The 10,107-nt window shown below is 60.5% G+C and carries 8 protein-coding genes; 7 read left to right on the top strand and 1 reads right to left on the bottom strand.

Annotated elements, in window-relative coordinates:
- The 5 genes from K8W16_RS02760 to K8W16_RS02740 all read left to right on the top strand — a co-directional run.
- The coding region (locus K8W16_RS02760) for a hypothetical protein (protein ID WP_304120946.1) at window positions 1-246 on the top strand (246 nt) is incomplete at its 5' end.
- A gap of 288 nt (window positions 247-534) precedes the next feature.
- Complete coding sequence (locus tag K8W16_RS02755; RefSeq protein ID WP_304120945.1) at window positions 535-2,088, top strand: VCBS domain-containing protein; 1,554 nt, start codon at window positions 535-537, stop codon at window positions 2,086-2,088.
- Window positions 2,089-2,115: 27 nt separating this feature from the next.
- Window positions 2,116-4,518, top strand: coding sequence for a VCBS domain-containing protein (locus K8W16_RS02750; RefSeq protein WP_304120943.1), 2,403 nt, complete (start codon window positions 2,116-2,118; stop codon window positions 4,516-4,518).
- Window positions 4,519-4,738: 220 nt separating this feature from the next.
- Entirely contained in the window at window positions 4,739-5,575 is an 837-nt protein-coding gene (locus K8W16_RS02745) for a hypothetical protein (RefSeq protein ID WP_304120941.1), read from the top strand.
- Window positions 5,576-5,579: 4 nt separating this feature from the next.
- The gene (locus K8W16_RS02740; protein ID WP_304120940.1) at window positions 5,580-5,837 is read left to right on the top strand and encodes a hypothetical protein; all 258 of its coding nucleotides are present in this window, start codon (window positions 5,580-5,582) and stop codon (window positions 5,835-5,837) included.
- An 85-nt stretch (window positions 5,838-5,922) separates the two neighbouring features.
- On the opposite strand, the gene K8W16_RS02735 is transcribed toward K8W16_RS02740, so the two are convergent.
- Entirely contained in the window at window positions 5,923-6,045 is a 123-nt protein-coding gene (locus tag K8W16_RS02735; protein ID WP_304120939.1) for a hypothetical protein, read from the bottom strand.
- Here K8W16_RS02735 and K8W16_RS02730 point away from each other — a divergent pair.
- Window positions 6,044-8,332 (top strand): type I secretion system permease/ATPase, encoded by a 2,289-nt coding sequence (locus tag K8W16_RS02730; protein WP_304120938.1) that lies wholly within the window; start codon window positions 6,044-6,046, stop codon window positions 8,330-8,332. The two genes, K8W16_RS02735 and K8W16_RS02730, sit on opposite strands and share 2 nt — an antisense overlap.
- Window positions 8,333-8,388: 56 nt before the next feature.
- Window positions 8,389-9,879, top strand: a complete 1,491-nt coding sequence (locus K8W16_RS02725; RefSeq protein WP_304120936.1) for an HlyD family type I secretion periplasmic adaptor subunit — start codon at window positions 8,389-8,391, stop codon at window positions 9,877-9,879.
- Window positions 9,880-10,107 lie beyond the last annotated feature (228 nt).

Genomic DNA, 10,107 nt, shown 5'->3' with positions numbered 1-10,107 from the left:
GATATATTATTTAATATATTGATATTATTTAGTAAAATTGCAAATGACCATTGCCCTTCCATGCCCTGCCCTATGAAGGGGAAAGCGGGGGAGACAGAAAAAAATATGTTTTTTTTCAATGTGTTGTGTTTGTTTTTTTCGGGGAGCTTGTGCATTGTGATTTGTATCCCAAATATTGCCCGGCATCACGCCCGCAGGCCCGCCGTACCGGCCTCCCAGCGGGGCGAAAATCCCGTAATGCGTTGACAGACAAGGGCAAAACGGGTGTAGGGAAAGAAAGCGATATCTCATTGATGGAGGATCGTAGAGTTCCTGCCGGAATCCAGGGCTTGGAGGTGTTTATACCTTTTATCAACCCTTTGCGACGGCAGGTTTTTTATGCACTTTCTCCGGGATTTTCCTTTTCCTGTATAAGCCCTGTTCCGGCGTCGTGCCGGTACGGGGCTTTTGTGTTTTTTGTCCCGGCTGTTCCCGCCTTGCCGTTTTCTTTTTCCTCTACTGAATATTGTCGATATCTTACCCAGGAGTGTATTTATGGCCGACATACGCCTTGCCAAGCCTGCTCCCGACACCACGCAGAATATTCCCAGCACGCCCGAAGGGCATTTTGTCTTTGATTTTCCCACAGGGGACGCCACGCTTTCCCGCGACGGCGACGATCTGCTGTTGAGCTTTGAAGACGGCTCCGTCATACGCCTTCAGGAGTTCTACGCCACCTATTCCAAGGAGAACATGCCCTCCTTTGAGGTGGACGGCGCCGAGATCGCGGGCGAAGACTTCTTCATGGCCATGAACGAGCCCGACCTCATGCCTGCCGCCGGTCCCGCCGCAAGGGCCGCCGCGCAGGGCAACGGCAACCGTTTCCATGACTATGTGAACGCCTCTCTGCTGGACGGGCTGGACCGTCTGGGCGGCCTCGATGTGGGCTGGCCCGGCGGCGATGTGAATCCCGAAACCATCGGTGCGGCCACAAGCTCGGCGGATACTGACTATCCGGTGATCGTCACGCCCGGCAATCCCGGGAACATTGACGACATTCCCGTGCTGGACAATCCCGACAACCCGCATGACGGGGGCGCCGGAGTCTCCGCCGAGCGCGATGTGCTCAGGGTGCAGGAAAGCGGCCTGAGGGGCGCGCAGGGCGCAAGCGCCGATGCTTTCGGCTACATGATCATCGAGGCTCTCGACGGCGTGGCCTCCATCGTCATCGGCGGCGTCGTGGTGTACGACGGCGCGCTGACGGGAGCAGTCGTCCCCACCGATGAAGGCTACCTGGAAGTGACGGGATTCGACGCCGCCGCCGGGCGGCTGGACTATACCTATCATCTTACGCAGGCCACGCAGGAGCACACGGGCGAGGGCGCGGACAGCATCGCCCACGACCTTGTGGTGACGGTGACGGATACCGACGGCTCCACAGGCGACGGCGTGGTGACCGTGGTCATCACCGACGACGTGCCCACCATCGAAAGCTTCACGCATACGGTGACGGAAGGAGACAGCAATGCCGTCACGGGCAACGCGCTGAAAGGCGCGGTGGCCGGTGCGGACGCCGATGCAACCTTCGCCTGGGATGCGAACCAGAGCAGCCAGTACGGCAAAATCACGCTGAACGGCGACGGCACCTACAGCTACACGCTCAATAACGACAACGAGGCGGTAAAGGATCTTTCCGACGGTGAAACGCTGACGGAAGAATTTACCTACACCTATACGGACGCGGACGGCGACGTTGCCGAAGGCAAAGTGACCATTACCATAAGCGGCGTGGACAACGGCGTGACGGTGGGCTCCGACAGTCTGACGGTCTATGAATCCGGCCTTACGGACGGCTCCACCCCCGGCAAGATGCCCACCACGGCCGAAGGCTCGCTGAGCATCAGTGCGTCCGCCGGTGTGGACACCATCGTCATCGGCGGCAAGGAAGTGGTTATCAACGGCGCCCTCACGGGCATCTCGATAGACCGCAATGTTCCCACGGATGAAGGCGTCCTGACCGTGACGGGCTTCGACGCGGCCACGGGCGAGCTGACGTTCACCTACACGCTGAACGACAATACCACGGAGCATGGTTATAAGGCCGAATAGGACACGCAGGTTTCCCATAATCTTGCCGTGACCGTGACGGACGTGGACGGCACCGAGGCGAACAGCACCATTACCGTGACCATCGTGGACGACGTGCCTTCCATCGAAAGCTTCACGCATACGGTGACGGAAGGAGACAGCAATGCCGTCACGGGCAACGCGCTGGAAGGCGCGGTGGCCGGTGCGGACTCCGATGCCACCTTCGCCTGGGATGCGAACCAGAGCGGAAAGTACGGCGACATCACGCTGAACGGCGACGGCACCTACTCCTACACGCTCGACAACACCAATGCGGCAGTAAAGGATCTTTCCGACGGCGAAACGCTGACGGAAGAATTTACCTACACCTATACGGATGCGGACGGCGACGTTGCCGAAGGCAAGGTGACCATCACCATCAACGGTGTGGACAACGGCGTGACGGTGGGCTCCGACAGTCTGACGGTCTATGAATCCGGCCTTGCAGACGGCTCCATCCCCGGCAAGATGCCCACCACGGCCGAAGGCTCGCTGAGCATCAGTGCGCCCGCCGGTGTGGACAGCGTCGTCATCGGCAGCAAGGAAGTGGTTATCAACGGCGCCCTCACGAACATCTCGATAGACCGCAATGTTCCCACGGATGAAGGCGTTCTCACCGTGACGGGCTTCGACGCGGCCACGGGCAAGCTGACGTTCATCTACACGCTGAACGACAACACCACGGAGCATGGTTATAAGGCCGAATGGGACACGCAGGTTTCCTATAATCTTGCCGTGACCGTGACGGACGTGGACGGCTCCGAGGCGAACAGTACCATTACCGTGACCATCGTGGACGACGTGCCTACCATCTCCGCTTCCGGCACTACCTCGCTGGTTCCCGGCGGCGGCGCAGGCAATCTGGAGAACGGTGAGGCCGTGGACTTCACGCTGGGTACAGGCGGGCAGAATCTTGGGCCCAGCTCCGAGCTTGCCGGCTGGGACGGCGTGACCATGTATGCCGCCAAGGTGACCTACTCGGGTTCCGGTAACGACGTGCAGATAAGCGACATAACCTACCACAGACTCTATAACCTGAAGTACTCGCCGTACAAGGATTATGGCAGCGACAAGGCCGACTGGGGCCTGACCGTGGATGTCGGTGAGCATAATGAGGAAATCAGCGTCATCGGCGGCAATGCCAGTGAAGCCGTGGTGTTCGACCTCGGCGGCCAGCTGGCCTACGGCGTGACCATCGACTTCGGCGCGTTCTACAACGGAGACGGCCCCGCCGGCACGACGGCGTATGAGCATGTGTCCGAAAAGGCGCTGGTCACCTTCTACCGTGACGGTCAGATTGTGGGCAGCACGCTGGTGGAGGACAATTCGCCGGACGGCAAGTACACTCTCAATTCTTCGGATGTGGTGCTGGGCGGCTTCGACATGGTAGTCATCTCCGCCGTGGACAACAGAACGCCTGAATTCCCGAATGAAAAAAGCGACTTCACCATTCAGGGCATCGACTTCATCACCAAGCGCGACGACCCTATCATCGTCAGCGAAGGCACGGTGACGGCTGAGTCCGGTGCGGACGGCTTTGCAGTCGCCTATGCGGACATTCACGCCCAGTTCGACCTCGCCGGTATGGTGAAGGAAGGCTCGCTCAGTCAGGACGGTATCTCCGGCGCTATCACGGCTCTGATGGACGGAGTGGAGACAGAGGTGACGCTGACGTTCAGCGAAGGCTCTTCCGGCGATGCCATTCTGGAAGGCACGCTGGAGAGCGGCGAGCAACTCTTCACCGCCACGCTGGACAAGAACGGTAACTGGACCATGGAACAGTACGAACAGTTCCGTGTTATCGGTGAAGAGGGAGAATCCAACCAGTTCGAGCTTGTCTTCAAGACCCAGGACGCCGACGGCGACGTCGTCAGTACTACGGTCAATGTGCCTCTGGAAGTGGTGGACCAGACGCCGGGTACCGATACCACCATCGGCAACGGCGCCGACATCATCCATGGCGGCGCAGGAGACGACACCATCTTCGACGGCAGCGGCAACGACATCATCGTCTATGACGCAAACGACCTGCTGGTGGACGGCGGCGAAGGCATCGACTTCATGGTGTCCACGGACAGTGACCTTACGCTGGATGCACTGCTTGCGGGCGGCGACGACAAGCCCAATGTGGAAGGCATAGAAGTGCTCATCAAGGGCAGTGATGCCCTCAGCCTGACCAGCATGGAACAGTTGGCTGCCGATTACGGCATCAGCATCAATGTCGATACAGACGGCCATGAGACCCTTACGCTGGACATGACGAAGTGGACGGAGCAGGCTGACGGTACCTACGACTTCAACGGCGGGGCGGATCTTACCCTGCAACTGGACAGCTCGGCGCTTCAGGATGTGACGCCTGACGACGACGCCGCGGCGCAGCAGGTCTTCCTGCTCCAGAACAGCAACGGCTGACCCTTTCCCCGGGGCGGTCTTCGGGCCGCCCCGGCACTTTTCCCGGCGGCCCGGCCTTTCTGGCGCGGGTCGCTTCTTCATGGGGAGGTCTTTACGGCACGGGCCGCCCATGCGAACATGGCCGGTACGGAATGTTTTGGGACGCAGGGGCTGCCGTGCCGCTCCGGGGCCTGATCCTGGCGACCTGCATGTGCAGGGCGGCCTGCCGATGGATGAGAGTATGCGGATTTTGTTTGTCAACCACGCCTTTCCCGGCACATTCGGGCCGCTGGCCGCCGCCTTTGCGCAGGCCGGGCACGACGTGCTGTTCGCTTCCGGTTTCCGGCGCAGGGACTTTTCCCTGCCCGGGGTGCGGCGCGTCACGCTTGCGCCGCCGAAGGAGAGCCGCGCCTCAGGCTCCTCCCGGCACGCGCCGGGGCTGGACGCGGCCCTTGCTGCCGGCGCGCAGGCGCTGCACGCCTTTCTCCGTCTTGCGGACATGGACCTTGCGCCGGACATGGCGCTGGTCTCGGCGGATGACGGCTACGGGCTTTTCTGCGACGAGGCCTTTCCTCACGCCTTCCGCGTGGGCTGGGCCGGGGCGTCCGTCTTTCCCGGCGCCGGGGCCCGGGGCGAGACCGGCTTCACCCGGCACCTTCTGCAATGCCGCTACGCCGTGAGCTGTCACGCCTTTGTCTGCACGGGCGCGGGGGAGGGGAGTCTTTTTTCCTCCCGTCTGGCGCACGGGCTGGACGCGCCCTGTGCGGTGAACACGGAGTGGTTTTCCCCGGGCGGGACCGGAGGGCCGGAATTTGCGCTGTTCCATACCGGCAGGCTGGGGCCGGAAGAGGCCGTGCACGCCGTGGGGGGACTTCTGGAAGAGCGCGGGCGCTGCCATGCGGCCGTGCTGTGCGAGGGCCGCGCCGTGTGGGAGCGCTGGAAGGAGGCGCGCGAGGCCATGCCGCAGAAAGAGCGGCTGCATCTGCCGGGCACGCTTTCGCTGGAGCAGTACCGCAATCTGCTGCGTGCCGCCTCCCTGCTGGTGTGGGAGCGCGCCACCCGCTTCCATGCTGCTTGAGGCCATGAGCTGCGGGGTTCTTCCCGTGCTGCCTGAAGGGGAGGGGCCTTCCTTCCTGCATCATGGGGAGAACGCCTTTTTCTTCCGCAGGGGAGAGGAGATAAGCCGCTTTCTCCTTTCTCTGCTGAAGGGGGACCTTCGCCCCGCGCAGGATGCGGCGCGGAGGGAGGTGCTCGCCCGCTTCGATCAGAAGGAAGTGACGGCTTTTCACATGAAGCTTCTGCTCAGGGAATATGAGCGGCGGAAGAAAAAGGAGCCCTGACGCTGCCCGGCAGGGGAAGGCGCGGACCGGCTGTGTATTTTCCCTGAAAATGTTGCCCTCCATTGACACGCCTTGGCCGCCCCTATTAAAACCAGCTTCGGGTATGCCCGGAAGGCAGCCCGAAGAGGTGCATCATGAGTGAATCCCCGAGGCCCGTTTCCACCTCCCCGGCAATGGCTCCGCTTTCTCCCTCGGAAGTGGATTTCATGCCCCCGCTCCTGCGCAGCCTTTCCCTCCTTATACGTCTGAAGGGCAGGCATGTTTCCCCGCAGTTCCTTCTTGCGGGGCTTTCCGGTTCCGAAAAGATAAGCGCCGGGGCCTGTCTGCGCGCGGCGGAGAGGGCGGGGTTGAAAGGCCGGGTGATGTATCGTCCGAAGCTCGAGGATATTTCTCCTCTTACGCTGCCCTGTATTCTTCTTCTGAAAGGCGATGCTTCCTGCGTGCTCGCAAAGCTGGATAAGGAAAATGCCGCGATTATTCTGCCCGAGCTGGGTGATGAGGCCCGGGACATGCCCCGGGCTGCGTTGGAGGAACAGTATTCCGGCTATGCCGTGTTCGGCGCGCTGGAAAGCAGAGCCGATGCCCGCACGGAGCCCGTGCGACGTAAGGAAAGCAAGCGCTGGTTCTGGGATGTGCTTCGCTTTTACATGCCCATTTACCGGCATGTGGCCTTGGCAAGTGTGGTGGTGAACACCATTGCCGTGGTGAGTTCCCTTTTCGTGATGAACGTGTACGACAGAGTCATTCCCAACAACGCCTATGAAACATTGTGGGTGCTTGCCGCTGGTGTGACGCTCGCCTATGTGTTCGACTTTCTTTTGCGCACCATGCGCAGCCATTTTGTGGATCTCGCGGGCCGCAACGCGGATGTTGTGCTTTCCAGCAAGCTCATCGACAAGGTTCTTTCCATGCGTATGGACGCCAAGCCCGAATCCACGGGCGCGCTGGTGAACAACCTGAGGGAATTTGAATCGCTGCGCGAGTTCTTCAGTTCCACCACCTTTCTCGCCTGTATCGATATTCCCTTCCTTGCCCTGTTTTTCGTTCTGCTTGCCTTCATAGGAGGGCCGCTCGTCATACTGCCCCTTGTGGCCATGCCAGTGCTTCTCGGCGTGGGTGTGTATCTGCAGATGGCCGCGCGCAGGAGCGCGGAAAAAAGCTACCGCCACAACATGCAGAAGAACGCCCTGCTTGTGGAAATGGTGAACGGCCTGGAAACCGTAAAAGGCTGCATGGCCGAAAGCCGCATGCAGCGCCTGTGGGAGGCTGTGGCGGGTATTTCCGCGCAATCGTCCAACGAGGCCCGCAAGTACAGCACCCGTGCCGTGAGTTTCGCAACCTTTACCACGCAGCTTGTTACCGTGGGCATGGTCATCTGGGGCGTGTACCGCATAGGTGCGGGGGAAATGAGCATGGGGGGACTCATCGGCTGCAATATCCTTGTAGGGCGCATCATGGCCCCGCTGCTCCAGCTCGCCTCGCTTCTGACCAGGCTCCAGAATTCCCGCGTGTCGCTCAAGGCGCTGGATACGCTCATGGAGCTTCCTTCCGAAAATCAGGATCAGTCCGCCTGCATGGACTTCGGCTCCCTTGTCAGCGAATTCGTCATGGACAACGTGAGTTTCACCTATCCCGGCGCACAGACGCCCGCGCTCGACGGCGTGAGCCTGCGCATACGGCCGGGCGAAAAGGTGGGGGTCATCGGCAGGATGGGGTCGGGAAAAAGCTCCCTGGGCAAGCTCCTCATCGGCCTTTATCCTCCAGGGGAGGGCGCGGTGTCCTTCGGAGGGGTGGATATACGGCAGCTTGCCACGGCCGACTTGCGCAGTCGCGTGGGCTATCTGCCTCAGGAAGTCATTCTTTTCTACGGCACGGTGCGCGACAATATCGCCCTCGGCGATCCCACCATCAACGACCATCTCATTTTGCGGGCATCCGCAGTTTCCGGGGTGGCCGATATCGTGAAAAGTCATCCGGCGGGCTACGGCGCGCAGGTGGGAGAGCAGGGGCGCAATCTGTCCGGCGGGCAGAGGCAGGCCGTGGGGCTTGCGCGCGCCCTGGTGCGAGATCCGGATGTTCTCATCCTTGATGAGCCTACCAGCAACATGGACGTGGATTCCGAGCGCCTTGTGCAGCAGCGCCTTGAGCCTATTCTGGGTGACAAAACACTTATTCTCATTACTCACCGGCTCAGCATGCTGCGCATTGTGGACAGGCTCATCGTCATGGAAGCGGGCAGAGTGATCATGGACGGCCCGCGCGACGCCGTGCTTCAGAAGCTTCAGACGGGGCGGGGAGCCAAAGGCGCCTATGCAAGGCAGAAGGGGGAAGAAAACGCCCATGCTTCAGCAAAAACAAAGCCGGCCGCAGCCGCAGATGCCCCGAAGCCTTCGTTGAAGGGGAGCACGGTCAGAGTTTCCACCGTGAAGGCGGCGGGGAAGAGAGATAACGCAGGGGCAGGAGCGGAAAGCGACGTTCCCGGAGCGGGAGAGTAAGCCTTTTTCCGGCGCAGCGGGAGCCGCGCGGTACAATGCCTGAAGAGAGTTTTCCCATGGAAGAAGAGAAGAAGAACATATCCGGTGAAAGGCAGGAACTGCCCCCGGAATTCGGCGGGGTGCCCGGCCGGAATCCCGCAGGCCCCGCCCGGAGCCTGTTTGAGCCGGTTTCCCTGTCGAGCAGGCTGCTTCCCGAAGATCTGCCTTATGCTGCCGAGGTGGAAGCAGCCCTTGCCCGTCGTCCTACCAGGAAGGCCCGGTGGCTTTCCTTCGGTGTATTTCTCTTTTTTGTGGCGTTTGTTGTCTGGGCGGGGTTCGCTACGCTGGATGAAGTCACCCGCGCGGAAGGGCAGGTGGTGCCTTCCTCCCGCACGCAGATCATCCAGAACCTTGAGGGCGGTATCCTGAGCGGGGTGGATGTACACGAAGGGCAGATTGTGGAAAAGGGCGATGTGCTTGCCCGCCTGAACAATGAAATGGCTGAAAGCAACCTGCGGGATATGCTTTACAAGGCCATGGAAAATCTTGTCGCCATCCGCCGCCTGCGCGCCTCCGTGTCGGGAAATGCCCTGCAATGGCCGGAAGACCTGCGCGTCTGGCTGGAACGCGGCACGGGCTACACCCTTACGGAGGAACAGCTGGAGCAGGGCCGCAGGCTCACCCGTGTGCAGCAGGAAACTTTTGCAGTCCATGAACGCCAGAGGGAGTCCGAGCTTCAGGTGCTCATGGCCCAGGCCGAGCAGCGCCGCCAGGAGGTGAAGGAACAGCTTGCCCGAAAGGAACAGCTTACCCGGAGTCTTTCCCTGATACGCCAGCAGCTCAGCATCGCCGAACCCCTTCTGGCCCGACGCAGCTACTCGCGCGTGCAGTATTTGGAACTTCAGGAGCGCGCGGTGCAGGCCCAGGGAGAAATAGACACACTTACCGTGTCCATTCCCCGCGCGGAGGCCGCGGCCAGCGAGGCGGAGCACCGCATGAATCTGCGTAGGGCGGAGCTCGACGCCGCCCTCATGGAGGAGATCAACAAGCGCAGTCTGGAACTTGCCTCCCTGCGTGAAGGGCTTTCCGCAGGCAGCGATCGCGTGACCCGGACGGAACTGCGTTCCCCGGTGCGCGGTACGGTAAAGCAGATCTACATCAATACCGTGGGCGGCGTGGTCAAGCCCGGCGAACCCATTATGGAAATCGTGCCGTTGGACGATACGCTCCTCGTGGAAGCAAGGGTGCGTCCTGCGGACGTGGCCTTCCTGCATCCCGGCCAGAAAGCCATGGTAAAGGTCTCGGCCTACGATTATTCCATCTACGGAGGGCTGGACGGCGTGTTGGAGCAGATCAGCGCCGACACCATAGAAGACAAGAGGGGCGAATTCTACTATCAGGTCAAGGTACGCACGCCGAAAACCGCCATCGTCTATCATGGTGAGGAACTGCCTATTATGCCCGGTATGATGACTACTGTGGATATCATGACAGGTAAGAAAACAGTGCTGGATTATCTGCTCAAGCCCATACTCAAGGCCAAGCAGAACGCGCTGCGTGAGAAATAATCCTGTGACGGAGGGGCGTTGTCTTTGCTTCAAGACAATGCCGATGGTGAGAGGGAAAAAAGCTCGTTCACATGAATCAGGCGGCACTCTGAAAGGAACGCATGCCGGGGGCAGGGAGTGGGAAAAAGGATTGTGCGACATCATGGCCAGAGAAAACAGACGATGAAGAGCATGCTGGGGGGGAGCGGTTCACCGGAGTAAAAAGGTTATGGGTATTTGTTTATAAGC

The organism is Mailhella massiliensis, assembly GCF_020741395.1.
Classification (GTDB): Bacteria; Desulfobacterota; Desulfovibrionia; order Desulfovibrionales; family Desulfovibrionaceae; genus Mailhella; species Mailhella massiliensis_A.
The sequence above is the reverse complement of the archived record's forward strand: the minus strand, read 5'-3'. Positions and strand labels throughout refer to the sequence as shown.

Bases quoted from the DNA above. Each gene is read 5' to 3' on its own strand.
- K8W16_RS02755 (WP_304120945.1), top strand. From the start codon at position 535: ATGGCCGACATACGCCTTGCCAAGCCTGCTCCCGACACCACGCAGAAT.
- K8W16_RS02745 (WP_304120941.1), top strand. From the start codon at position 4,739: ATGCGGATTTTGTTTGTCAACCACGCCTTTCCCGGCACATTCGGGCCG.
- K8W16_RS02740 (WP_304120940.1), top strand. From the start codon at position 5,580: ATGAGCTGCGGGGTTCTTCCCGTGCTGCCTGAAGGGGAGGGGCCTTCC.
- K8W16_RS02730 (WP_304120938.1), top strand. From the start codon at position 6,044: ATGCCCCCGCTCCTGCGCAGCCTTTCCCTCCTTATACGTCTGAAGGGC.
- K8W16_RS02735 (WP_304120939.1), bottom strand. From the start codon at position 6,045: ATGAAATCCACTTCCGAGGGAGAAAGCGGAGCCATTGCCGGGGAGGTG.
- K8W16_RS02725 (WP_304120936.1), top strand. From the start codon at position 8,389: ATGGAAGAAGAGAAGAAGAACATATCCGGTGAAAGGCAGGAACTGCCC.